Below are 23,252 nucleotides of genomic sequence, written 5' to 3'. Positions count from 1 at the left end.
GGTTCTTTAAAATTCAGTGGAGTTTATAATTAGGGGTATGAGCGTTTTATTTGACTTTAATTTAGTCCCTAACTAATTCGAACGATGAAAAAATTCACCTCACTCATTATCGCCATTATTTTATCCTATCATCTTTCGGCTCAAACGTCCTCAGAAGTGCCAGTAGGAGAATTTTGGCTAGGATTGCAGTTTGCAGTACCGGTAGGAACATTTGCCGATGAAATAGATAGAAATCTGGGCTACGGAGGAAATCTAGGAGGCGTATGGAATCCTTCAAAAACTTCCAATTTTTTCCAAATTGGTTTGGACTTGGGTATCAATTATATGGGTAAGGACAAACGCGAAATAGGTGGCCTTCCTTTGAAAACAACCGCAACACTTATAACTACACATTTAGTCACTCGTCTAAGAATTCAAACAGATTCACATATCAAACCTTACGTTGATCTCTTAGGTGGAGGAAAATTTTTCTCCACCACTACAAAATACAATAATGATGTGTTTGACACGCTTCTGGATATAGAGGATGAGTCGATCTTTGCGGATCAGACGAAAGGAGTTTGGAGTTATGGTGCGGGTCTTGGTTTTTCCTTTCGAAAACAATCATTTGGTGCGGATTTAAGAATTTTATATCTAGCAAGCGGACCTCTTGAATACATTTCTCCCAAAAATTTAAAACAAGACGACGCAGGTGACTTCTACTATGAGCATCAGGAAATAAGCAGAACCCACATGGTGTTTCCACAGTTGAGTATCAGTTTTGATCTTTGAGAACATACTGGTATACGTTTAATAATCTCATAGTTTCCTTGTAATTTCGAGATTCAATTGTCCGCATTAAAAAATGAAAAAAATTGCCTTTGTTACTGGAGCTACTTCCGGAATAGGTGAAGCGATTGCAAGAATCCTAGCCTCTGATTTTGCTTTAATTATCTGTGGAAGAAGGGAGGAACGTCTAAAGAAATTGGCCGCTGAGCTTCGAGATCAGACTGATGTCTATATTTTAACATTTGATGTTTCAAATTCTACTGAAGTCAATTCTGCTTTTGATTCCTTGCCATCAAACTGGAAGAATATTCAACTTTTGGTGAATAATGCAGGCAATGCCCATGGAAGAGCACCAATTCATAAAGGTGATCTGTCTGATTGGGACGCTATGATCGATAGCAACTTGAAAGGGCTTTTATATGTAACTAGAGCCATTTCCCCTGGAATGGTGGAAAAGAAAACGGGAGATATTATCAATATTGGGTCTATAGCTGGGAAAGAGGTTTATCCAGATGGTAATGTTTATTGTGCTTCTAAATTCGGTGTGGATGCTGCTACTAATGGCATGCGATTGGATCTAAACCCATATGGCATACGAGTGGTTGGAATTCATCCTGGATTAGTCGAAACTGAGTTTTCCATGGTACGATTCAAAGGAGATGAAGATAAAAGTGAAAGTGTATATAAAGGAATTACCCCTTTGTATGCAAGTGATATTGCTGAGACAGTGAAGTTTGTAGTAGACAGACCTCCACATGTCACAATTGCTGATATTACTATTTTCCCAACAGCTCAGGCGAGCAGTACCATTGTCAATCGACAATCTTAGAAAATGATGAATTGGAAAAACTTAATGTCGTCTTCTCGTATTGGCGACAGTAAAGAAAACAAAAACACAAACCCGCTTAGAAGTGATTTTGAGATCGATTATGATCGAATTATTTTTAGCGCACCTTTTAGAAATCTACAAGATAAAACGCAGGTTTTTCCACTTCCAGATCAAGACTTTGTACATACAAGACTGACTCACAGTTTGGAGGTTTCCAGTGTTGGAAAGTCACTTGGAAAAAATGTAGGAGCAGCAGTGATAGCTAAATATGATGAGTTGTCTTATTTAACTCCTCATGATTTTGGGGCTGTAGTTGGAGCCGCTGCTTTGGCACATGATGTAGGCAATCCACCATTTGGACATTCGGGAGAACAAGCCATTTCTGATTTTTTTTTACATAATGCTAAGGCTCAAAAAATTAAATCTATGGTCTCCGAACATGAGTGGAATGACCTAGTTCGTTTTGAGGGCAATGCTCAAGGGTTTAGATTGCTTACTAAGAATCAAAAACAAGGGCTCAGATTGACATTTGCTACATTGGCGGCGTTTACAAAATACCCTTGTACTTCAACTTTGACTAATCAAGACAAAGCCAGAAAAAGTCAGAAAAAATATGGCTATTTTAAAGCAGAGGAAAAAGCATTTTGTGAAGTAGCTACGCAATTGGGTCTTCTTCAACTTGATAAAAATATAAATACATTTGTTAGACACCCATTGGCTTTTTTAGTAGAAGCAGCCGATGATATATGTTATAGCATCATAGATTTGGAAGATGGGTTTGGGCTCGGGTTGGTGTCATTTGAAGAAACCAGAGACTTTTTGGCTGAAATACTAGGAGAAAGTTATTATCCTGAAAAGTTAGAAAATATAGCTAGTGATAAAGAGAAGGTAGGGGTATTGAGAGCTGTGGCAATTAATACATTGATTCATCAGACTTCAGAAATTTTCATGAAGTACGAAAAAGATATTTTGAATGGTGCCTTTGATAAGGCATTAACTGACCTTATTCCTTCGGCTTCTACTCTAAAAAAGTTAAGTTCCTTTTCTGTGAAAAGAATATATCAAAGCCGGCAGGTTTTAGAAAAAGAAGCTGCAGGATTTGAAGTGATAGATGGGCTACTGGAGGCTTTCATGGAAGCTGTTTTTTGCAAGTTTTATAATAAAGAAAGCTATTCAGGTCGACATAAAAGTGTCTACAGACTCCTTCCTTCTGAAGTGCAGTTCAAATTGGATTGGGCCGAAAGTCCATACGAATCTGCATTGGAAATTACAGATTATATTTCAGGCATGACAGATAGTTCGGCTGTTAAACAATTTAGAATAATGAAAGGTATGAGTTTAGCGTAAACCGAAGACTAATATTATCTTTCAATCAACTTTAAATTATGAACAAAGATTGGCAACTGCTCACTTTTCCTAATCAAGCTGACCTTTCACATGCTAGGGCACAATATCATCAAGCGATTCAAAACGTGGCTGCTGTCGGTCGTTCATTTTTGCCTGCCAATGATGAAGACGAAAATGCCAATTTAGAATGGGATTTCGATTTGCAAAGAATAGTTGGGCGATGGGTAGAAGCTGATATCAAATTTCGGTCATCTATCAGCATGCAAAAGTTTGAAGTTTATCTGGTTGATGAAAATCTTCAAACCATATCTTCAATTTCAATGCAGGATATTCGGCAAACGGATGTTATGGTTTGGTTGGAGCATGAATTGAGCAAACTTGGGGCAGAATTTTCCAAACTCAGTTTAGCATATCCTTATGCTATACCAGAATATCCCACCGCGAAAAAAGAGGCATTTCATATTGAAAATATGGCAGGTTCTATCGAATTGAGCAAACTCTATCATAATACCGCCTTATTGTTACATGGGATTATGAAAAAAGAAGAAAATGGGTCTGCAATTAAGTGTTGGCCCCATCACTTCGACATTGCAGCTAGGATCACATTGTTGGATACAGGAGACCCAGAAACATCAAGAAGTATCAATATGGGTATGTCTCCTGGCGATAAGTACTATGATGAACCATATTTCTATTGTTCGCCTTGGCCTTACCCAACGAAGAATTTGATAGATTTGAGCGAAGTACTAGGGCATTGGCATCAAGATGAGTGGGTGGGCGCAGTACTCCCTGTCAGTCAGTTATCCGATTTAAATTTGATCCAGGATCAGCGAAGAGCTGTAATGAATTTTTATAGTACTGCATTAAAATTCTTGAAAGAAGTTTTATAATGGATATTCATTCTTCATTAAAGCTGCCATGCGGAGCAGTACTTAACAACCGTTTGGCAAAAGCTGCCATGACAGAGCGCTTTAGCCATAGTGATTTAAAACCCAACCAAAAACATTATACGCTTTATGAAAATTGGTCGAAGGACGGATCAGGATTGTTAATCACGGGTAATGTTTTGCTCGAACCTTCGCACCTAGAGTCTGCAGGCAATGTGGTAATCAATGAGAGTGGCCTACCTGAACTAAAAAAATGGGCTTCAGCTGCAACAGCTAATGGTAATCACTGTTGGACGCAAATTTCACATAGCGGCAGACAGACGACGATATTCAATAATCTTCGACCTGTTTCCCCTTCCAATGTTAAACTTAAAAAGTTAGGTTTTTTTGCAAAGCCGCGTGCATTAAGAGAAGAAGAAATCTGGGAGCTAATTGGGCAGTTTGCTGAAGCGGCAAATATTTCAAAAACAGCCGGGTTTACCGGAGTTCAGATTCATGCAGCTCATGGATATCTGATTAGTCAATTTCTTTCTCCAAATACGAACAAAAGAACAGATCAATGGGGAGGAAGTTTAGAAAATAGAACCAGGTTTTTATTCGAAATTATTCAAGCAACAAGAACTCAGGTAGGACTTGATTTTCCGATTGGCGTCAAACTAAACTCATCAGATTTCCAGAAGGGTGGATTTAGTGAAGATGATTCACTTTGGGTAATAAATAAGCTCGATGAATTGGGAGTTGATTTATTAGAGATTTCTGGTGGAACTTATGAAAATGCAGAATTTTTATTGGCATCAAATGTCAGACAATCTACAAAAAATAGGGAAGCTTATTTTATGGATTTTGCCGAAAAGGTTAGAAAACAAAGTGAAATTCCTCTGATGGTAACTGGTGGAATTCGTACGCTTGATTTTTGTAATTCAGCCTTGAAGGAAGGACTCTTAGATGTGGTAGGTATGGCGCGGCCTTACCTATTGTATGATCATTTCGCGGCTGAGTTTTTATCAGGGCAGTTGACACCTGAATCTTTTTCCATCCGTACAGGCATTAAAGCATTCGAAGACATGGCAGAGGCTGGGTTTTATAATTTGCAACTAGACAGATTAGGACAAGGGCAGAAAGTTGATCTCAATTTTTCTCCAGCTAGATCAGCTTTTCATCTGGTGAAACATGAATTTGTTAAAGCGCTTGCCAATAAATTTGGAGGTTAACTTTCATAAAAGCCAAATGAGTCTTCCCAAATATTCAGTAATTATTCCAGTTTACAATCGCCCTGACGAAATGAGTGAGATGTTTGATAGTTTGCAATGCCAAACGATCAAGTCATTTGAGGTTGTGGTGGTGGAGGATGGTTCAGATCAAAAGTCTGATCACCTAATTGCTGAGTATCATCTGCCAATCCATTACTTTTTCAAACCAAACACAGGGCCAGGTGATAGTCGGAATTTTGGTATGGAAAAGGCAAAAGGCGACTATTTTATATTTTTCGATTCTGACTGTATACTTCCCGAGGACTATTTTGAAAAATTGGATCAAGCAATTGAAGAGATTCAACCTGACGCATTTGGTGGTCCAGACGCCGCACATTCGAGCTTTTCAGATGTGCAAAAGGCTATCAATTACGCCATGACTTCCTTTTTTACAACAGGTGGTATTCGTGGAGGAAAAAAGCAATTAGATCGTTACCAGCCCCGTAGTTTCAATATGGGATTAAAAAGAGAGGTTTTCGAAAAGGTTGGTGGATTCGCTGATATTCACCCTGGTGAGGATCCAGATTTAAGTTTTCGTATCATGAATGCAGGCTTTAAGGTGTCTTTAATTCAAGACGCTGTGGTCTTTCACAAAAGGAGAATCAATTTCGGAAAATTTATTAAACAAGTATATAAGTTCGGAGTAGTTCGAGTCATACTCAATCGCTGGTACCCTGGCACTGGTAAGCTGGTTTATATACTACCAACTTTATTCTTGTTGGGAGTTCTAGGATTGCTAGTTCTTGCACCCTTTAGTGCAGGCTATAGTTTATTGCCATTGGGTTTGTTAATCTGCTTGATAGGCTTTGATGCCTTAAAAAACAATTCACTTTTAGTATCCTTATTGGCGATTCCTGCATCCTTTATTCAGTTGCTGGGATATGGGTTTGGTTTTCTAAAATCTCAATTTAAATTGAATCTACTGGGGCAAGAGGAACGAAAGGCTTTTCCTTCTTTCTTTTTTGGCAAAAAATAAACCCCAGCCAAAGGCCGGGGTTCGTTTATTAACACTATTTCCTGCCGTCTACAGGATAAGCTATGAGAAAAAGGTTGCTATTTCAGTCATGGTTTTAAACCACCATGAGGGGTTCTGATTTGGCTATGTTCAACTCTCCAATAATCTTATGAGCTAACACTTTGTCATCTCCAGTAAATTCCATGAGTATAGTTAGGGCGTCTCCCAAATCACTAGTCTTCTTCAAAGATTTGAAGTCCACTGAGCTTCCGTACTCATACCTTTTGGTTACAGAATTATACCAAATAAGATGCATAGCCAATGTGTTAACGTTACAAATAAACCTAATTCTAAGTGTTCGTATCTGCCAGTTTACTTTACTCAACTGTCAAATTCTATCTAAGTATTAAAAAACGAACCGTCCTCAATACTAGTTTAAAACACTACGAGACGCCTACTTTTTTCGACCTAACACGCTAATCTTACGATGGATTGCGTATTTGCAATGTTCAATTGCTCTATAATCTTGTAGGCGATCTGCTTAGAATCTTTGTCAAATTCCATGAGCACCGTATATGCTCTGGGATTATTGGCACTTTCAATCTCTAAGTTAAAAGCGGCCACATTTCCATATTTGTATTCACTGTGGTCAGGATTATACCATATAAAATGCATAAGCTTTTTTGTTTTAGTAATACCCCAAAGTAAGGCTATGTTGATTTCGGATAACTGCCATAAGAATTAACTATTCTGACAATCTGCACTGTCAATTATGGACAGGAATTTGAAGATTCTACTTTTTTCTTTAATTATCTGACACTAGACTTTACAATTCTGTCATCTAAGCAGTCAGCAATAACGAGAGGTTGGTATTGTGGTTATTCCCTATTAAAATTCATCGTATCCACTACATATTGTCCTTTTACTTCTTTAAGCAATATGACTACGCGGAAGGTATTAGATTTGGCATTGTACATGCCTATATTGTATTTGAGTCCTTCTGGTGAAGATCCTTTATGTATATATTCGAAATTCTCAACTTGGTTTTGTTGGAAGAATTCACGCAATACGGACTCCGCTTGTATTTTGCTATAATTTGCACCAGAGTCATCTATTTTAAGTTCGGTCACTTCGTTGAAGTATTTGATCAGTTCTTTGGCACTTCCGGCATTCAGAGCAAGCCTCACCTGGTCTGTAGTTGACTGCCCATAACTGATTGTAGCAATGAGAATAGTTAGAGCCAAAACAAGAGACTTTTTCATAAAATTAATTTTATCAAACCGAAGCGAATATTATGCCAAGAGTCTTAAAATTAGGGGTTTTCTGTAGTCCTACAAATTTTGTTCATGATAATTCGTTTCGACTGTTCTTTGTTTTGCTCAACAAATTAGTAAATACTGCGTTAGAAAATCTAAAACTCAAAATAATGAAACTACTACTCTGGCTTATTTTATTGGTTATCTGTTGGCCGCTGGCCATCGGCCTTTTGTTCTTCTATCCTGTTATTTGGCTGATTTTGTTGCCTTTTAGACTGTTAGGTTTTGCTGTAGAGGGAGTGTTCGCTTTTATAAAGGCACTTTTTATGTTGCCGGCAAGGGTACTCTCTTAATCTATTTTTTTATTTATGTAATAGGTAATAACAGGAACTGTTTATTACCTATTAATTATTCTTAGGTCAAAACTCAAACACATGAATAAAATTGAACGATTTTTTTGCTACTGTTCAGGCGCTTCTCAGTCTATTCTAAATAAGTGTCCTACTGAAGTCAGTAAATTTGTTGGTATTGGTGCGGCAGTATTTTTCACTGGTTTGCTAGCAACTATGTCTTCGGCTTATGCATTGTATTTTGTTTTTGAAGGGATTTTTTGGCCAATAGTGTTTGGCTTGATCTGGGGCTTGATGATTTTCAATTTGGATCGTTTCATCGTACTCAGTATGCGTAAATCCTACTCAAATAAAGAGTATTGGCAGGCCATACCACGAGTGATATTAGCCATTTTGATTGCCCTGGTAATTTCTAAACCACTAGAATTAAAGATTTTTGAAAAGGAGATTGCCACAGAACTGAATTTGATTCAGCAGGAGCTGCTATCAACTAATGAAAAGGCTGTTCGATCTCGGTTTAGTTCAAAAACAGATTCACTTCATTCGAAAGTGGAGTCTTTAAAAAAAGAGATAACTGATAAAGAAAAAGTTCGCGATCAGCTGTTGGAATTGGCAAGACAGGAAGCAGATGGAACAGGAGGTTCTGGTAAAGTGAATCCCGGACCTATTTATCAAATTAAGAAAAAGAATGCTGATCAGGCTCAAATAGAATTGGAAGAACTGAAGGAAGAGAATGGTCAGTTAATTGCAGCCATAAGGAAAGAATTGGAGGTGGTCGATCAAATAAAATCTGGAGAATTAGAGCAAATAGAAGTGGCTGATATGAATGGAATTTCCTTTCAACTGACAGCGCTGGGAAGGTTGGGAGAGAAATATGATACCATTTATTACGCCAATGCATTTATTATTTTGCTTTTCATCATGTTGGAAATAGCCCCAATACTTGGAAAGCTCTTGGCGCCAAGAGGACCATACGACGACCTATTAGAGGTTCATGAGAAACGCTTCGAAAGTTACCGAAAGGAAAAAGTGTATAAGGAAGACAAAAGAGTGGAGGATTATATTCTTGCGAACTAGCTAGCGACAATCAATTTCTTTCCTTCCAAAATAGGCACCACATCATAGGTGCTTTGCTTTACACAAAATTCAATATCCTTAATCACATGGAGTTTGTTCAAGCGTTTGGCATGAGCAGAATTCTTTACCGTTTCAAAGAGATTATCTTTCACTGACTGATAATAATTTAGAGAAAGATGGGCGGTATCACATGCCAAGTCATGAGTGCCTGAAAGTAACTCCACCAAAGCACCAGCAAAAAGGGTATCTTCCATATTGGTCTTTCCTTTCCACCCTGCACAATGCACAATAACATCCTTGTTTTGCTTAGTGATGTAGTCGGCCACTGCTTGTATGTTTATAAAAGCTCCTACTAGCACTTGATCTGCTTTCGTCGATTTAGTAATGGCTAAAGTGCCGTTAGTAGTGGTAATCACTATTGGCTGGCCAACAATATTCTCGTTCATGTAACTGAAAGGAGAATTATCCAAAGGGAAGCCGTCTACTTGTGCGCCACCTCTTTCGGCAGCGCACAGAAAACCTTGATCTAAATATGATTTTGCCTCGTCGAGTGTAGCTACAGGTATAATTTCTTTAGCACCATGAGCCATAGCCGTAACCATGACAGAAGTAGCCCTTAAAATATCAACAACAACTACAATTTTCCCTTCCAGATCATATAATCCTATGAGCTCTGGAGAGAGGCAAACGTCTATATTTTTTTTCAATCTTATTTTTTGTAAAGTGGTAATTTGGTGACTCTAGCTTTGAGTGACTTATTTCTTACTTGAATGTAAATCTCAGAATCTGCTTTATGATGTCCTACTTTCACATATCCCAAACCGATACCTATTCCCATGGATGGGGACATCGTGCCAGAAGTTACTTCTCCTATAATGTTGCCTTCGGCATCAGCAATTTCGTAATGTCCTCTTGGAATGCCTTTGTCTTCCATTATAAATCCAACGAGTCTTCGGGTTACACCCTCTTCTTTTTGCTTGGCCAAATTGGCTGAATTGGTAAAGTCTTTGGTGAACTTAGTCACCCATCCCAAACCAGCTTCGAGCGGTGAAGTAGTGTCGGTGATATCATTGCCGTATAGGCAATATCCCATTTCTAATCTCAAAGTGTCTCTTGCACCTAAGCCAATAGGCAATATGCCAAACTCTTCACCTGCTTCAAAAACTTTCTTCCAAACAGCTTCTGCATCTTTATTTTTGATATACAATTCAAAACCACCAGCGCCAGTGTATCCCGTAGCGGAGATAATGACATCTTCGATTCCAGCTAATGATCCTACAACGAATGTGTAAAATTTTACTTCAGAAAGATTGACATCAGTCAGTTTCTGTAAGGTTTCGATTGCTTTTGGCCCTTGTACTGCAAAGAGGGAGTATTCATCAGAAAGGTTAGTCATTTTCACTCCCTCAGTATTGTACTTTGAGATCCAATTCCAGTCCTTTTCTATATTCGAAGCATTGACAACCAAGAAATATTTCTCTTCAGCCATACGATAGATGATTAAATCGTCTACAATTCCACCGTCCTCATTGGGTAAACATGAATATTGGGCCTGACCATCTACGAGTTTAGAGGCATCATTACTGCTTACTCTTTGGATGAGATCAAGGGCTTTTGGTCCTTCTAGGAGAAACTCTCCCATGTGAGAAACATCAAATACACCTACACTTTCTCGTACCTGATTATGTTCTTCTTTGTCTGAGCTATATCGTACCGGCATGTTGTATCCGGCAAAAGGGACCATTTTTCCACCTAGGGATTCGTGGAGGTCGTTTAGGGCTGTTTTTTTGATATCCATGTTGTTCAATTTTAGTGGCGCAAATCTAACCAATAGCCCCATAGAGCAAAAATATCTCCCGACCAATTCAGCTGGAATTTGGCTAGAAATAAGAAGATGTCAAATTGGTATTGATTTAGGTAAGATAATTATTATCCTACCTTTTCTATTACCAGATTGTGATTGGTATAAATGCAGATATCAGCGGCTATGTTTAAACTTTCTCTGACTATGTCTTCAGCAGTAAGTTTATCTCCAGCATGTTTTTTCAGAGCTAATGCGGCTGATTGTGCATACATACTCCCTGATCCAATAACAGCTATATCATTGTCTGGCTCTAATACATCACCAGTACCGGATACGACCAAAATCTCATCTTTATCAGCCACAATGAGCATGGCTTCTAGCTTGCGTAAGTATCGATCCATGCGCCAGTCCTTAGCTAGTTCAATAGCAGCTCTTTTCATATTGCCACCATAGGAGTTGAGCTTTTCGTCCATTCGCTCAAGTAATGTGAACGCATCTGCGGTAGAGCCAGCAAATCCTGTCACTATTTTACCATCCTGCAACTTTCTTATTTTTTTTACATTGCTTTTCGCAACTGTGTTTCCTAGTGTGGCTTGTCCATCAGCGCCGATGGCTACTTGTCCGTTGTGTTTTACTGCACAGACCGTAGTAGATCTTATTTTTGGGAATTTCGACATGTCTATTAGTTTAAGGAAAGTTAAAACGAATAAAAAAAGGAGAGGTTAACCTCTCCTTCCGAATTGTTTTTATATCAAGATTCTTACTGGATCTTCGATGAATCCTTTCAGTGTTTGCAAGAAGGCAGAGCCAACAGCTCCATCTACAGTCCTATGATCACAGGTCAATGTAATTTTCATCACGTTGCCAGGTACAATCTCTCCATTTTTAACAACTGGAGTTTGTTTGATGCCTCCGACGGCCAAAATACAAGATTCTGGCGCATTAATGATAGAAGTGAATTGCTCAATTCCAAACATGCCTAGGTTAGAGACGGTGAACGTATTGCCTTGCATTTCATCCAATTGGATTTTTTTAGCCTTAGCTTTCGCTCCAAATTCTTTTACTTCAGTAGATATCTGAGCCAATGTTTTCGTATCTGCGAATTTTACTACTGGCACAACCAATCCATCTTCTGTAGCCATGGCTACGCCTACACTGATGTGGTGGTTTTTTCTAATGCTGTTTGTATCGCTAATCCAGTAAGTATTTACATCAGGATGCTTTCTTAATGCTGCGGCCACAGCTTTTATTATAATATCATTGAACGAAATTTTAACAGGAGCCTGCTCGTTGATGCTTACTCTGGCCTCTATCGTTTTGTCCATGTCTATTTCCATGGTCAAATAGAAGTGAGGAGCTCCAAACTGACTCGCGGTCACGCCCTTGGCGATGGCCTTTCTCATTTGAGTGGCAGGCACGTCTTCGTAACTCTCTACTCCAAATGCGCCAGTAGCTGCGATTCCGCCAGCTGCAGGAACTGCAGATGGAACGAATGCTTCTACATCTCTTTTGATAATTCTTCCACCGTCGCCTGTTCCTGGAATCAGTGAAATGTCATATCCTTTTTCTTTTGCTAAGCTCTTAGCCAATGGACTAGCGATCACTCTTCCATTTGAATTAGTAGCTGTAGCAGATGGTGCTGCAGGAGCAGGAGCCGAAGCTGCTTTTGGTGCTGCTACTGGAGCAGGAGCTGTTTCTTTCTTTTCTTCAACAGCCGGAGCTGCAGCATTGGCTTCCTCAGCTTTCAGTAAAGTTTCGAAATCTGCACCTTTTTCACCAATAATAGCGATTACGCCATCTACGGGGACGCCATTTCCGGCCTCTACCGCTCGATATAGTAAGACGCCATCATCATAGGACTCTAATTCCATGGTGGCTTTATCAGTTTCTACTTCTGCGAGGATATCGCCTGACTTTACATCGTCTCCAACATTTTTAATCCAAGAAGCGATTACACCTTCAGTCATGGTATCGCTCATTTTAGGCATTTTGATTACCTGTGCGTTGATTCCTGAAGTGTCAATTTTTTCAGCGCTTGCTGCTGGAGCAGGGGCTGCTGCTGGTGCCTCTTCTTTGGCGGCTGCTGGTGCAGCTGAGTCAGAAAGATCAGCTAATAAGTCGTCAATTTTTTCTCCTTTTTCACCAATGATGGCAATCACGCCATCTACTGGAACAGCGGATTTTTCTTCTACCCCGATGTGAAGTAATACCCCGTCATCGTAAGATTCCAATTCCATAGTGGCTTTGTCGGTTTCCACCTCTGCCAATATGTCTCCAGATTTCACTTCATCCCCTACTTTTTTTAGCCAAGATGCGATTACACCCTCTTCCATGGTGTCGCTCATCTTAGGCATCTTTATTACTTCCGCCATTGTTTTTGATTATTTATTAATCGAAAGGCTAAATTAGCTTGAAATCGGGTTTAATCAAATTTATCTATATTGAAAAATTTGATTCGTTTACGTTAACGGTGAAAAAATATAGTTTTCGAAAAGAATCGCTTAGAATATTTTAAAATTTTAAATTTGAGCAATTAAAACATGTAGTTAATTTCAATGCCGATAATCCATTCTTCCGACTACCAACGCCCTAAGCTGCTTTTTAATAGACACCTCGAAACTATCATTCCGGGAATTACTCGTAAAGTGAAAAATTTACCCTCATACGAGCGAATTAGGATAGATACGCCTGATCATGACTTTTTGGATCTGGACTGGTATAAATCGGATTCCGATAAATTACTGATTTTGTCGCATGGGCTAGAAGGTGATAGTCATAGACCATACATAGAAGGAATGGTAAGAAAATTTCACAGTGAAGGGTGGAACGTAATCGCATGGAATTATCGTGGCTGCAGTGGCGAAATGAACAACACCCCCAGATTCTATCACAGTGGTGCAACTCAGGACCTGAAAACTATGGTGGAATATGCACTGACTTTAGATATTCCTAATATCACCCTCGGAGGATTTAGTTTGGGAGGAAACCTTACGCTGAAGTATTTGGGGGAAGAAAAAAGAGACTCCAAAATCAAATCGGCATTTGCATTTTCTGTTCCGATCGATCTGAAAGGCTGTTGCCATGAAATTGATAAACCACATAATTTCCTGTACTGCAAACGGTTTTTGAAATCACTAAAAGTGAAAGGGAAGGCTAAAAATGATAAGTTACCTGGGTCGGTAGATGTAGGTCAACTGATGAAAGTAGCAAACATGTATCAGTTTGATAATGTGGTGACCGCTCCATTGCATGGGTTCGACTCAGCGGATGATTATTATGCCAAGTGCAGCGCCAGAAACTTTATTGAAGGGATCGAAGTTCCTACACTTTTGGTCAATGCATTGAATGACCCTTTTCTATCAGAATCTTGCTTTGATCAAACAAAATTCGAATCTTCGAAAAATGTTTATTTCGAGATGCCTAAATTTGGAGGTCATGTAGGTTTTTCATCTAACCAAAACAATGGCACATTTTGGTCAGAAGACCGAGCATTTAATTTCATCAATCAGCACTAGAGAATTAGTATATGTTAGATAGGTACGCGATTTATTCAGACTTTAAAGCCATCAATGCCCGCTATGGATTGAATGGCGAAGAGTTTACAGTGCCTAACTATAATGCTGCCCCAGCGCAGCAATTGCCTGTGGTGACCGACGCAGCTAAAGGACAAATTTCATTTGTGTTTTGGGGGACTAACAAAGAGTGGTCTAATAATAAGAGCATTTCTCCTAAGCTTTTGACTTGCGAAAGGGATCAGTTGATGTCAAAAACTACGCTGCGCAATGCACTAGAGAAACATCGCTGTTTGATTCCAGCCAATGGTTTTTACCTATGGAAGCAGTACAGTAAGAAAAGAAAAACGCCACATTACTTTTACAATCCTTCTGAGACCATGTTCAGTATTCCAGGCATCTGGGAAGTAAATGAAGATATGGACGGCAACGTTCATTATACTTTTAAAATCATTGAAATCCCTAACTATATTAACATGCCTGAGTTTGGATCAAGTATGCCTGGAATTATTCCAAAAGATTTGGAAAAAAAATGGTTGGATAGCTATTCTTCCTTGGATGAATTGATGGAGATTTTAAATAACACAGAGAGTCTAGGTCAAATCAGCTATCATTCTGTTTCACCATTGATCACTAACTTGTCGAACAACGGGGATCATCTCATTCAACCGCAGTCTTCTGTAGATCAGCTTGGTAATTATACTTTGTTCGATTGATAGCCTAGTCGCAATTCATACAATATCTTATTTAATATTGAAATTGACTTTGATAGTTCCGATATTGTAATTGCGGCAAAAGTTTTTGTAATTCGCAAACCCAAAAAATGATACATATGAAAAGTGCGAAAATTATAGGAATGGGACATTATGTTCCAGACAATGTAGTAACCAACCAACAGCTAGAGCCACTTATGGATACCAACGATGCTTGGATTCAAGAGCGTACAGGTATCAAAGAAAGAAGGCATATTGTACCAGGAGGAGAAGATACAACTTCTACGATGGCCACTAAGGCTTCTCGAATGGCCATAGAAAAAGCTGGTGTAGCGGTGGATGACATTGACTTCATAATATTTGCTACTTTAAGCCCTGATTATTACTTCCCTGGCCCAGGCGTAATGCTTCAACAGCAGCTAGGATTCAAGAAAGAAATTGGCGCACTGGATATCAGAAACCAATGTTCTGGTTTTGTTTATGGCATTTCAGTGGCAGATCAATTTATTAAAACTGGCATGTACAAAACGGTGCTAGTAGTCGGAAGTGAAGTGCATAGTGGTGGATTGGATTTCACCACGCGAGGTAGAGGTGTATCAGTCATTTTCGGAGATGGTGCAGGTGCCGCGATATTGCAAGCTACTGATGAAAAGGGAAAAGGGATACTCTCTACTCATTTGCATTCTGAAGGTCAACATGCAGAAGAACTTGCACTTATTGGCCCTGCTACAACTGATTGGGTGCCGAATTATATAGAAAGAAATAATCCGGAGGATATTAGATACTACCCGTATATGAATGGGAATTTTGTATTTAAGCATGCCGTAGTGAGATTTCAGCAAGTAATACAGGAAGCTCTTGAGCAAAACGGATATCAAGCTGATGATATTGATATGCTTATTCCACATCAAGCCAATTTGCGAATTAGTCAATTCATCCAGAACCAAATGAAGCTGACAGATGATAGAGTTTTCAACAATATTCAAAAATATGGTAATACCACAGCAGCCTCTATTCCACTTGCGCTTAGTGAAGCACTAGAAGAAGGAAAAATAAAAGAAGGGGATTTGATTTGCTTGGCTGCTTTCGGCAGTGGTTTTACCTGGGCGTCCGCATTAATTCGCTGGTAAAAATTATCCTAATTTTCATAGAACCTAGCACGTTAATTGTTTGCTTTGTGCCAAACGATTTTTTTATGCATTTGAAAAAATGTAACCTAATTATTTTGATGTTGGTGCTTCAGTCTTTGACTGCAGAAGCTCAAAATTTTTATAAAGAAGTGCCTTCTGATACTACCTTTAATGCAAAAGGCGAAGAGTATTTAGGTAAAAGAGTAGGTCAATGGCAATTTGAGCGTAGATGGGATGGAATGCTCGTAACAGGATATTTCAAAAATGGCGTGCCTGATAGTGTTTGGTTCAAATATTTCAACTTTGTCGTATCTGAAGCCATTTTGCTTGAAAACGGCAAAAAGCAGGGGCCTTATCACACCTATGACAAGTACGGTGAAATCATTTCTGCTTCAAATTTTGAAAATGACATACTAAACGGTGCCTATTATGAATATTATGATAATGGGCAAGTAGCACTATCAGGTTATTATGAAGAGGGCAAAAAAGACAGTGTTTGGATAGAGTTCTCACCGATCGGCAATAAAAATTTCGAACAATATTATCAGGATGATTTGCCCGTGGGCACATGGACATATTATCATGTCAATAAACGAGTCGCGCGAACTGAAGCTTATGAATCAGGCTTACTGAATGGTCTAGTTGAAGAATTTCATTACAATAAAAATAAAACCTTATCAGCTCATTATTCAAATGGCCTGCTGGACGGCAAGTATGCTGAATATTTCAAAGATGGGTCTCTTAGTGTAGAAGGGCAGTATGAGTCGAATATGAAGACGGGAACCTGGGTGAGCATGTCGCCAAATGGTATTATGTTTTCTATTGGAGAATATATAGCCAACCACAAACAAGGACTGTGGAAGTACTACTTTGAATCCGGGGCATTGTTGTCGGAAGGCAAGTACAAAAATGATTTGAAAGATGGGCAATGGATAGACTATTATGAATCAGGAAAACTGAACTCAATTGGCTCCTATAAATCGGATTTGAAGAATGGCCTTTGGGGTCATTTTTATGAAAACGAGCAGCTGATTCAGGATGAAAACTGGAAGCATGGATTGTTGTTCGATGTAAGTGATTATTTTTCAGAACAAGGCGAAATATTGCCAAAAGGGACACTTGCCAATGGAAACGGAAGTCGCAATTTATACTTTCTGGATGGCGAGTTACAAATCAAAGAATCCTATCAAAATGGATCACCACATGGAACTTGGATTTCCTATCATGACAATGGCAATATAGCATCGGAAGAAAAATACGATCAAGGTAAACCTACTGGCATCTGGAAATATTACAATCGAAAGGGCAAGCAAAAAGGGACTAGACGGCATTAATTTTTATAAACATGACCGTTGCAATCGAATGAGCTCTTTGTTTCGCCATTTCTGCTTTTGACCCTTCAAATATCTCATCAATAGTTTCACAAAATACTTTTACCCATCTGTCAAAATGGACCTTAGTCATAGGAGACTTTTCGTGCATGGCTACATGCGGGGTTATAGGATTTCCTTTATAATTGGCCTTGTGAAATAGGGTAGTTTCCCAAAAGTCAGCAATTTTAGGAAGGTGATGATCCAGATCGAGTTGAACCACCTCGGTAAAGAAGTATCCGATTTCCGAGTCACTCATAATTTTGCTATAAAATGCATGAATGAGTTGGTCAATGTCTGCCCTAGATTGAATGTCTGTCATGATTGTCCAAAGATACGGATGAACTTTGGACAATCTTATTAAAGCATTATGATCTATGTCACCGATTGGTGCCAGAGATCAACTTGAGTGCAAACCACATCAAATAGCTCAATACAAAAATGATCATGCCGTAAATACTCGTAATAGATGAAACTCGAATACCGGCTGCCAGCATAGCGGAAGGGACAGACTCTACCTGGCTGATGTGCTGTAAGGCACTATACAATCCAATAAACTGACCCAAAATGCCAAATACAAGAGCAAAGAGTCCAATAGACTTAATCAAAGCCATTTGATTTTCGTCCTGAGTTTTTTTGACTAAATGGAAAATGAATAGCCCACAACTGGCAGCCAATACGATGGTCAATATGCTCATAAATAGAATGCCTCCTTCAAATAATAAATCAATCATGATAAGTTCTTTTTTAGTTTAAAATTATTTGCTACAAAGCTAGATGGAGGTCTGTTTCGTAACTAGGTCGAATCCATGTCTAAAGCTGTAAGTCGTCGACTAATGATGCAACTGTGAATATATTTAGCGAATATTGAAAGAAAAAATCAATGACAACAAAGGGGCATATAGCATTTTGGTCGATCGTATATTTTGTATTGATTTTGATGTATGGAAATGCTTTTGATAGCTACTTGTACTCTATCTATTTTGTTACGATCCTCTATCCAGTTATTCTTGGCGTGGCCTATTTTTTCAACTTCTTTTTAGTACCAAAGTATTTACTGTATCACCGACGAACCAAATTTATTCTTTACTCCATTTATATGCTGATCGTGTCGGCACATTTGGAGATTATTTTGATTTTTCTTGCCTTTATTTATTTGGCCAATTATCAAGTTCGAGCCATGCACCCTTCTATACTAGATGTGTCTAAGTTGAGCATGACGCTTTATGCCATTGTATTTGCTCATGGCTTTTATCTGTTATATCGAAAGTTCTCAGACTCAAAATTTAAAATAGAAGCGCTTGAAGACGAAAAGAAAAAAACCGAAGAGGGGTTTGTCGTTGTTCGGTCGGAAAGGCAAAACCGAAAAATTCTTCACAAAGATATTCTCTATATAGAAAGTCTTTCAGATTATATAAAAATTCATGTTCTTGATTCTGATTCACCCATTATTTCAAAAGCTAAAATCAGTAAAATAGAACAAGAACTACCCCATGAGTTTATAAGAATCCATAGATCATTTCTGGTCAATCGGGGGCAGATCACTACTTTCAATGCTGAACAAGTCACCATTGGAAATGAGCAGTTACCAATTAGTAGGAGTTATAGAAAAGAATTCAAAATTAATTTGTTTAAATAAAGTACTAAAATTTATTTGTTTGAAGCACCAGCTGACTTTGAAGGGTATTGTGAAGAATTTCAAAGTTCTGCTTAAGAGTTTCATACTCATCTGATAAATAGGTACTTTTTTTCAGCTTATAGTTTACTTCAAAAATGACAGCATTATTTAATTTTTTAACTTGGTAGTTGAATGCTAAAAGGTCATTGTCAACCGTTACATTGTCTGGCAATGATTTAATTTCTGCCCCTTCAGGAAGGTAGACGGTAGAAACTAAGGTTCTATCTCTTTTATAGATAAAGTCTACTGGATAATCTCGTTTCCTTTGTTTCAATGGATTTTTGGAAAACTCAATATTCCGAAAAGGAGAGATATAGGTTTCAGAATCAAAAATTTCCTGATGGGCAGTTCTTGTATAATCAACTAAAAAAGATTGATTATAGTTTTCAAGATTAGTTATTTTGTGATCTTCGATCAACTGTTCAGTTTCATTGAGTTTAGATTGAATAAAATCATTCTCGCTAATTAAACAGGCTTTTCTCTGCACATAGGCATCATAACCTGTAGACTTTTCTTTTGATCTAATCTTTAAACTATCGTCGGCTAATTCAATAGTTGTTACCTGAGTTTGATGTGAATAAAAACTTGATTCCAGATCAATCCAATATGGATTTTCACTAACAACCAAACCGAAATCATTGAGACACTTCATTGGGAGTAAATAATACGGCAATTTGGGTTGAGTTACGTCTAGTAGTAAGATTTGATCACCTAGATTAACGAGAGCAACTACATAGTTGAATCTATTCGCCAATGGGTACTCCTTATAAACTTTCCCGTGCTGCCTAGTACTAAGTATTACTGGGTCGGCTTGGAGACCTGAAGCTCTCAAAAGACCAATAAAATACAAATTCAGATCAGCAGCACTTCCTAATTTTGTTTTTTCAAGCTCTTTAGTTTTTTGTGATGCATATTTTCCATAGTAGTCATTGAATCGATATTGGTTAGTCATATATCCACTTATTAATTCAAGTTTTTCTAGATCGGACTTCCCTTCTAATTTTAAAGATGGGATACTTGAAGCTGCAGATTTTTGAGCCGACTTTATATACCTACCGAACTTATCATTTTTTTTCATATCGTCGATCATTTTTTCCCATGTCGACATCACCTGAGTCTTGCCTCCGCTTGGTGAGTTAATTTGTGCTAACTGAAAATCAATTTTTTTTATGTAGTCATTTCTAGATGTGATGTACTCGTCGTCATAAAAGGCTGGAATGTCTTTCATTTCATATACATGAACCATTTCTTTGAAAGAAATACCTGCATAATGTCTTTCGAAGGATTTGTCTATATAAGAATCATAAGTAAGAGAATCTGTCCTTTGTTTTAAAACAACGTATTCGTAAAATGGCACCATTTTTACTTCGTAACGGCTTTTGAGTACTGGAATATCACTTTGAAATTCCCAATCTGGTAAGTTGAACATGAAAGGAGAAATATGCTCGTATTGATACTCGATGATTGAGCCGACCTTAACTCCTGGAATAGAAAATCGTTTAACTCTCCAGTATTCATTTACTTTTTCGTCAAATACTAGATCTTTTTCTAATTCAACTTTGGTCACTTCTTGGTCATTTGCAATATTGCTGCTTGCCTGAATTTTCTCTATGGATTCTGTTTTTCCGAATCCGTCTGCATAGTATTGAATAGCAATGTTGGCTTGATCAATGCCAGATTCCTTTAATATTTTAATTCTGATGTGTCTCTTGAATCGGATGTCTAATCCGCTCGCCCCTTTGACGAAATCTGTTTTGCCAATGTCAAAAAGTACTATGGCAGCTGCTTCAGGGTCATTGGTATATTCCTTTAGGTCAAATTCCGCCTGTGTGAATTTGCCGTAATCAGCATAGTCATTGGCCAAAACTGAAATGCATGTCAGAGTCAAAAAACTAAAATAAAATAACTTAATCATTGTCTTAGTTGTATATAAGTTTGCCTTTCTATGGCTTTAATATCTTCAATGAATTTGTAAATCTTTTTATAAGACTCTCCGGGAGTAAATGTGTTTGAATGAATTTTCAAAGACCTTATGCATTTAATAATGTTATCTTTTTTATCAAATTTGATTTTGTAATCTGCAAAGTCCGTCAGAAGCAGCTGAGTTTCTGGTAGTATTGTCTTGCTGTATCTTGCTGTATCTAACTCAAAAGTAATGGTATCAATATTGTACAAAGGAACTCTATATCGAAAATCATATTTTCTTTGACTAGGAGGTTCCAAATTTGGTAAATCAGAATCTGGAACAAATACAACTAGATTCGAACCATATTTTTTTGTTTGGTTAGAGAAGTCCAAACTTGCAGACATTTCAATGAACGGTTTATTTCGGTCTCGAGTACTGAAATCCCAACTGTACAATTCTGAAGATTTTGGTCGAAGATTTCTTTTCATCCAAGAATCTTGGTCAGATTTTTGCCAGTTTTGGTTGATATAACTAAACGTTTCAAATTTGTCTCCTCTATAGGTTGCATCTAATTTCCCTAACAAAACATCATCTTCTTGTAGCTTAAGTTCTAAAACCATGACTGATTTAACATCTTCTATTGACTGCTTAGGTAATGTGATCAGTCTGCTGGCTCCATTTTTAATTAAGAGTCCTTTTTCTCCTTGCTTATTTGTATCAATATAGTTGAAGGGTTGGGTTTGGCTTGTATTTTCTAACCAAACAGTATCACCATCAATCGGGACACAAAGGAATACGTGATTGAATTGTTGAGTATAGGCATTCTCATTAATTATCATTGGATTGCTAGACCAATAGACGTCTACAGGATAAGCTTGAATAGCGAATAGTTCTAGCAAAGACTTCATATAGTAAGTCAGGGCTTTGCAGTCGCCATATTTGTTTTGTTCGACAAAACTGGCAGGAAAAGGTTTCATTCCACCTATATCCATTGAAATATTCACATAACGCATTTCATCCTGCAAGTCATTGAACAGTATTTTTGCTATTTCTTTTTTATCATGGATACCAGCCACTTTGGCTTTTACCTTAGAAATTTGCTCTGGACTAAGATCATTATGTCCCATACTTAACGAATTGACCCAGTTGCCATAATCTTGCCAAGATGAAGAATGACCTTCAAAACCATAAAAGAAAGTCTCTGGAATGATAGAAATTGAAGGACTCAATTCTTTCCAGTTTGGCCCTTGATTTTCTTCCTCTATTCTATTGATATCACTGAAGCTCCAAATTTGTTTTATTGTTTCAGATTTTGACATTTTGGGATTTATCGAATCCGCTGCATCACTTATAATCTGGATTTGGAACTCATGAGGATATTCGATGATAAGCTCTGCTTCTTTGGTGTACAGGTTTTTATAATTAGGGTACCACTTCTCAAAAATAAATTGATCGTATTCTATGTCATAACTGTATTCTAATAAATAAGGGTACTCGTTGTGAATCAAGTCAAATTCTTTGATACGGTAGTCAGAATACGAATTATAGCCTGAGATGTAGTTCCTATCTCTTATGTTTTTATTTTTTAATGATCTAATTTTTTGCCCAGATATATTCAGGATGGATGCGCTTAGGTTTGAGATGCTGTTAGTTTCAGAATAACCAATTTGTATCTCTGCAAAAGAATTGCCCTCAGCATTATTGATTTGAGCTAATAATCGCTTGGAAACAATCATTTTGCCCTTAACAAATGATACATGTGTCTGATAATTCTTTATAAATCCATCCGGAGACTCACTTAAAAGAATAGATAACCAACTACTAATAAGCAATACAATTGAATACAATATACTGTTGTTAGAAACCTAAATGATTTACTTACCCACTATAAAATAGTAAGAGCTGCAAGTTATTATCTTAAAATATAAATACAAAGGGCTTAAAGTATCTGCTTCAAATGATGATTGAGGTGATCGATATAATCTTCCATCAAAAATTGAAGGGTTGGAGTTTCATCTTTCACAGGAATGGTTTTCTGCAGATCAACGTCATTTATTTTTTTCCATACTCGGGCAATTTGAACGTTCAAGGATTTCCAAAGTGTTTTGACTGCTTGCAAATTCTGATGTTCGTAGTCACTGGTTTTCACCCAGAAATTTTGATCGTACCAAATGTTCGTTTGGTCACCTTGTTTGATGCGGATAAAGCGGTGGATGTTGTTCATCGCGGAATCGGCCAGATGTCCTAAAATTTCTTTTTTACTCCATTTTTCAGGAGTGGGTTTATTATTCCAATCTTCTGCTGATATCGATTCAAATTGCTTTAGTGAGTGCGCTACGATTTGAGTGAGTTGTTTGGCTAATGCTTCGGTCATGATTATTTGGTTTTGTGTGTCCAAAGATGACCTAATGTGAAATTAA

Annotated in this window: 25 protein-coding genes; 13 read left to right on the top strand and 12 right to left on the bottom strand. The window is 37.9% G+C overall.

The genetic code is table 11. The annotated features are described in order from the left end of the window. Window positions 1-84: 84 nt before the first annotated feature. The 6 genes from ABJH98_RS00615 to ABJH98_RS00590 all read left to right on the top strand — a co-directional run bounded on the left by ABJH98_RS00615 (window position 85) and on the right by ABJH98_RS00590 (window position 6,057). Window positions 85-771, top strand: a complete 687-nt coding sequence (locus ABJH98_RS00615) for a hypothetical protein (protein WP_348305683.1) — start codon at window positions 85-87, stop codon at window positions 769-771. Window positions 772-844: 73 nt separating this feature from the next. Continuing rightward, entirely contained in the window at window positions 845-1,597 is a 753-nt protein-coding gene (locus ABJH98_RS00610) for an SDR family NAD(P)-dependent oxidoreductase (protein ID WP_348305682.1), read from the top strand. Between the two features lie 3 nt (window positions 1,598-1,600). Beyond that, the gene (locus tag ABJH98_RS00605; protein ID WP_348305681.1) at window positions 1,601-2,944 is read left to right on the top strand and encodes a deoxyguanosinetriphosphate triphosphohydrolase; all 1,344 of its coding nucleotides are present in this window, start codon (window positions 1,601-1,603) and stop codon (window positions 2,942-2,944) included. Window positions 2,945-2,982: 38 nt separating this feature from the next. After that, complete coding sequence (locus ABJH98_RS00600; RefSeq protein ID WP_348305680.1) at window positions 2,983-3,834, top strand: hypothetical protein; 852 nt, start codon at window positions 2,983-2,985, stop codon at window positions 3,832-3,834. Beyond that, complete coding sequence (locus ABJH98_RS00595; protein ID WP_348305679.1) at window positions 3,834-5,042, top strand: NADH:flavin oxidoreductase/NADH oxidase family protein; 1,209 nt, start codon at window positions 3,834-3,836, stop codon at window positions 5,040-5,042. The genes ABJH98_RS00600 and ABJH98_RS00595 overlap by 1 nt, the downstream gene beginning before the upstream one ends. Window positions 5,043-5,058: 16 nt before the next feature. Continuing rightward, a complete protein-coding gene (locus ABJH98_RS00590) occupies window positions 5,059-6,057 on the top strand; it encodes a glycosyltransferase (RefSeq protein WP_348305678.1) in 999 nt (332 codons plus the stop codon). A 94-nt stretch (window positions 6,058-6,151) separates the two neighbouring features. Here ABJH98_RS00590 and ABJH98_RS00585 read toward each other — a convergent pair whose 3' ends face one another. From ABJH98_RS00585 to ABJH98_RS00575, 3 genes are all read right to left on the bottom strand, one after another. After that, window positions 6,152-6,352 (bottom strand): hypothetical protein, encoded by a 201-nt coding sequence (locus ABJH98_RS00585; RefSeq protein WP_348305677.1) that lies wholly within the window; start codon window positions 6,350-6,352, stop codon window positions 6,152-6,154. Window positions 6,353-6,504: 152 nt separating this feature from the next. Then, window positions 6,505-6,711 (bottom strand): hypothetical protein, encoded by a 207-nt coding sequence (locus ABJH98_RS00580; RefSeq protein ID WP_348305676.1) that lies wholly within the window; start codon window positions 6,709-6,711, stop codon window positions 6,505-6,507. A 203-nt stretch (window positions 6,712-6,914) separates the two neighbouring features. Further along, on the bottom strand, window positions 6,915-7,298 hold the full coding sequence (locus ABJH98_RS00575; protein WP_348305675.1) for a DUF4783 domain-containing protein: 384 nt from the start codon (window positions 7,296-7,298) through the stop codon (window positions 6,915-6,917). Between the two features lie 164 nt (window positions 7,299-7,462). On the opposite strand from ABJH98_RS00575, the gene ABJH98_RS00570 reads away from it, so the two are divergent. Further along, window positions 7,463-7,645 (top strand): hypothetical protein, encoded by a 183-nt coding sequence (locus tag ABJH98_RS00570; protein ID WP_348305674.1) that lies wholly within the window; start codon window positions 7,463-7,465, stop codon window positions 7,643-7,645. Window positions 7,646-7,726: 81 nt separating this feature from the next. Further along, the gene (locus tag ABJH98_RS00565) at window positions 7,727-8,719 is read left to right on the top strand and encodes a DUF4407 domain-containing protein (RefSeq protein ID WP_348305673.1); all 993 of its coding nucleotides are present in this window, start codon (window positions 7,727-7,729) and stop codon (window positions 8,717-8,719) included. Here the strand turns inward: ABJH98_RS00565 and ABJH98_RS00560 are convergent. The 4 genes from ABJH98_RS00560 to ABJH98_RS00545 all read right to left on the bottom strand — a co-directional run bounded on the left by ABJH98_RS00560 (window position 8,716) and on the right by ABJH98_RS00545 (window position 12,895). Then, window positions 8,716-9,426: a 2-phosphosulfolactate phosphatase gene (locus ABJH98_RS00560; protein ID WP_348305672.1), complete on the bottom strand. Its 711-nt coding sequence runs from the start codon at window positions 9,424-9,426 to the stop codon at window positions 8,716-8,718. The genes ABJH98_RS00565 and ABJH98_RS00560 overlap by 4 nt on opposite strands. Window positions 9,427-9,428: 2 nt before the next feature. Further along, window positions 9,429-10,517, bottom strand: a complete 1,089-nt coding sequence (gene gcvT, locus ABJH98_RS00555) for a glycine cleavage system aminomethyltransferase GcvT (protein WP_348305671.1) — start codon at window positions 10,515-10,517, stop codon at window positions 9,429-9,431. Between the two features lie 131 nt (window positions 10,518-10,648). Next, window positions 10,649-11,200 (bottom strand): ATP-dependent protease subunit HslV, encoded by a 552-nt coding sequence (gene hslV, locus ABJH98_RS00550; protein ID WP_348305670.1) that lies wholly within the window; start codon window positions 11,198-11,200, stop codon window positions 10,649-10,651. A 69-nt stretch (window positions 11,201-11,269) separates the two neighbouring features. Beyond that, entirely contained in the window at window positions 11,270-12,895 is a 1,626-nt protein-coding gene (locus ABJH98_RS00545; RefSeq protein ID WP_348305669.1) for a 2-oxo acid dehydrogenase subunit E2, read from the bottom strand. A 183-nt stretch (window positions 12,896-13,078) separates the two neighbouring features. Between ABJH98_RS00545 and ABJH98_RS00540 the strand changes: the two genes are divergently transcribed. The 4 genes from ABJH98_RS00540 to ABJH98_RS00525 all read left to right on the top strand — a co-directional run bounded on the left by ABJH98_RS00540 (window position 13,079) and on the right by ABJH98_RS00525 (window position 17,212). Beyond that, window positions 13,079-14,038 (top strand): alpha/beta fold hydrolase, encoded by a 960-nt coding sequence (locus ABJH98_RS00540; protein ID WP_348305668.1) that lies wholly within the window; start codon window positions 13,079-13,081, stop codon window positions 14,036-14,038. Between the two features lie 11 nt (window positions 14,039-14,049). Continuing rightward, window positions 14,050-14,751, top strand: coding sequence for an SOS response-associated peptidase (locus tag ABJH98_RS00535; RefSeq protein ID WP_348305667.1), 702 nt, complete (start codon window positions 14,050-14,052; stop codon window positions 14,749-14,751). Between the two features lie 116 nt (window positions 14,752-14,867). Beyond that, complete coding sequence (locus ABJH98_RS00530) at window positions 14,868-15,878, top strand: beta-ketoacyl-ACP synthase III (RefSeq protein WP_348305666.1); 1,011 nt, start codon at window positions 14,868-14,870, stop codon at window positions 15,876-15,878. A 65-nt stretch (window positions 15,879-15,943) separates the two neighbouring features. Beyond that, window positions 15,944-17,212 carry a toxin-antitoxin system YwqK family antitoxin gene (locus tag ABJH98_RS00525; protein WP_348305665.1) on the top strand — a complete coding sequence of 423 codons (1,269 nt, stop codon included), beginning with the start codon at window positions 15,944-15,946 and terminating at the stop codon, window positions 17,210-17,212. Here the strand turns inward: ABJH98_RS00525 and ABJH98_RS00520 are convergent. Together ABJH98_RS00520 and ABJH98_RS00515 are read right to left on the bottom strand one after the other, a co-directional pair. Further along, the gene (locus ABJH98_RS00520; protein WP_348305664.1) at window positions 17,199-17,570 is read right to left on the bottom strand and encodes a group III truncated hemoglobin; all 372 of its coding nucleotides are present in this window, start codon (window positions 17,568-17,570) and stop codon (window positions 17,199-17,201) included. The genes ABJH98_RS00525 and ABJH98_RS00520 overlap by 14 nt on opposite strands. A gap of 58 nt (window positions 17,571-17,628) precedes the next feature. Then, window positions 17,629-17,982 carry a MotA/TolQ/ExbB proton channel family protein gene (locus ABJH98_RS00515; RefSeq protein ID WP_348305663.1) on the bottom strand — a complete coding sequence of 118 codons (354 nt, stop codon included), beginning with the start codon at window positions 17,980-17,982 and terminating at the stop codon, window positions 17,629-17,631. Between the two features lie 149 nt (window positions 17,983-18,131). Here ABJH98_RS00515 and ABJH98_RS00510 point away from each other — a divergent pair, with 149 nt between their 5' ends. Beyond that, window positions 18,132-18,887: a LytTR family DNA-binding domain-containing protein gene (locus tag ABJH98_RS00510; protein ID WP_348305662.1), complete on the top strand. Its 756-nt coding sequence runs from the start codon at window positions 18,132-18,134 to the stop codon at window positions 18,885-18,887. A gap of 4 nt (window positions 18,888-18,891) precedes the next feature. Here ABJH98_RS00510 and ABJH98_RS00505 read toward each other — a convergent pair whose 3' ends face one another. The 3 genes from ABJH98_RS00505 to ABJH98_RS00495 all read right to left on the bottom strand — a co-directional run bounded on the left by ABJH98_RS00505 (window position 18,892) and on the right by ABJH98_RS00495 (window position 23,206). Continuing rightward, window positions 18,892-20,841: a DUF3857 domain-containing protein gene (locus tag ABJH98_RS00505; RefSeq protein WP_348305661.1), complete on the bottom strand. Its 1,950-nt coding sequence runs from the start codon at window positions 20,839-20,841 to the stop codon at window positions 18,892-18,894. Further along, on the bottom strand, window positions 20,838-22,679 hold the full coding sequence (locus tag ABJH98_RS00500) for a DUF3857 domain-containing protein (protein ID WP_348305660.1): 1,842 nt from the start codon (window positions 22,677-22,679) through the stop codon (window positions 20,838-20,840). The genes ABJH98_RS00505 and ABJH98_RS00500 overlap by 4 nt, the downstream gene beginning before the upstream one ends. Before the next feature lie 92 nt (window positions 22,680-22,771). Further along, window positions 22,772-23,206 (bottom strand): DinB family protein, encoded by a 435-nt coding sequence (locus tag ABJH98_RS00495; RefSeq protein WP_348305659.1) that lies wholly within the window; start codon window positions 23,204-23,206, stop codon window positions 22,772-22,774. Between the last annotated feature and the right edge of the window lie 46 nt (window positions 23,207-23,252).

The sequence above is a fragment of the Reichenbachiella sp. genome, assembly GCF_039969095.1.
In the GTDB taxonomy this organism is placed as follows: Bacteria; Bacteroidota; Bacteroidia; order Cytophagales; family Cyclobacteriaceae; genus Reichenbachiella.
Note: the sequence above shows the minus strand (reverse complement) of the source record. Positions and strands in the feature narration are given on the sequence as shown.

Bases quoted from the DNA above. Each gene is read 5' to 3' on its own strand.
- ABJH98_RS00615 (WP_348305683.1), top strand. From the start codon at position 85: ATGAAAAAATTCACCTCACTCATTATCGCCATTATTTTATCCTATCAT.
- ABJH98_RS00610 (WP_348305682.1), top strand. From the start codon at position 845: ATGAAAAAAATTGCCTTTGTTACTGGAGCTACTTCCGGAATAGGTGAA.
- ABJH98_RS00605 (WP_348305681.1), top strand. From the start codon at position 1,601: ATGATGAATTGGAAAAACTTAATGTCGTCTTCTCGTATTGGCGACAGT.
- ABJH98_RS00600 (WP_348305680.1), top strand. From the start codon at position 2,983: ATGAACAAAGATTGGCAACTGCTCACTTTTCCTAATCAAGCTGACCTT.
- ABJH98_RS00595 (WP_348305679.1), top strand. From the start codon at position 3,834: ATGGATATTCATTCTTCATTAAAGCTGCCATGCGGAGCAGTACTTAAC.
- ABJH98_RS00590 (WP_348305678.1), top strand. From the start codon at position 5,059: ATGAGTCTTCCCAAATATTCAGTAATTATTCCAGTTTACAATCGCCCT.
- ABJH98_RS00585 (WP_348305677.1), bottom strand. From the start codon at position 6,352: ATGCATCTTATTTGGTATAATTCTGTAACCAAAAGGTATGAGTACGGA.
- ABJH98_RS00580 (WP_348305676.1), bottom strand. From the start codon at position 6,711: ATGCATTTTATATGGTATAATCCTGACCACAGTGAATACAAATATGGA.
- ABJH98_RS00575 (WP_348305675.1), bottom strand. From the start codon at position 7,298: ATGAAAAAGTCTCTTGTTTTGGCTCTAACTATTCTCATTGCTACAATC.
- ABJH98_RS00570 (WP_348305674.1), top strand. From the start codon at position 7,463: ATGAAACTACTACTCTGGCTTATTTTATTGGTTATCTGTTGGCCGCTG.
- ABJH98_RS00565 (WP_348305673.1), top strand. From the start codon at position 7,727: ATGAATAAAATTGAACGATTTTTTTGCTACTGTTCAGGCGCTTCTCAG.
- gcvT (WP_348305671.1), bottom strand. From the start codon at position 10,517: ATGGATATCAAAAAAACAGCCCTAAACGACCTCCACGAATCCCTAGGT.
- hslV (WP_348305670.1), bottom strand. From the start codon at position 11,200: ATGTCGAAATTCCCAAAAATAAGATCTACTACGGTCTGTGCAGTAAAA.
- ABJH98_RS00545 (WP_348305669.1), bottom strand. From the start codon at position 12,895: ATGGCGGAAGTAATAAAGATGCCTAAGATGAGCGACACCATGGAAGAG.
- ABJH98_RS00540 (WP_348305668.1), top strand. From the start codon at position 13,079: ATGCCGATAATCCATTCTTCCGACTACCAACGCCCTAAGCTGCTTTTT.
- ABJH98_RS00535 (WP_348305667.1), top strand. From the start codon at position 14,050: ATGTTAGATAGGTACGCGATTTATTCAGACTTTAAAGCCATCAATGCC.
- ABJH98_RS00530 (WP_348305666.1), top strand. From the start codon at position 14,868: ATGAAAAGTGCGAAAATTATAGGAATGGGACATTATGTTCCAGACAAT.
- ABJH98_RS00525 (WP_348305665.1), top strand. From the start codon at position 15,944: ATGCATTTGAAAAAATGTAACCTAATTATTTTGATGTTGGTGCTTCAG.
- ABJH98_RS00520 (WP_348305664.1), bottom strand. From the start codon at position 17,570: ATGACAGACATTCAATCTAGGGCAGACATTGACCAACTCATTCATGCA.
- ABJH98_RS00515 (WP_348305663.1), bottom strand. From the start codon at position 17,982: ATGATTGATTTATTATTTGAAGGAGGCATTCTATTTATGAGCATATTG.
- ABJH98_RS00510 (WP_348305662.1), top strand. From the start codon at position 18,132: ATGACAACAAAGGGGCATATAGCATTTTGGTCGATCGTATATTTTGTA.
- ABJH98_RS00505 (WP_348305661.1), bottom strand. From the start codon at position 20,841: ATGATTAAGTTATTTTATTTTAGTTTTTTGACTCTGACATGCATTTCA.
- ABJH98_RS00495 (WP_348305659.1), bottom strand. From the start codon at position 23,206: ATGACCGAAGCATTAGCCAAACAACTCACTCAAATCGTAGCGCACTCA.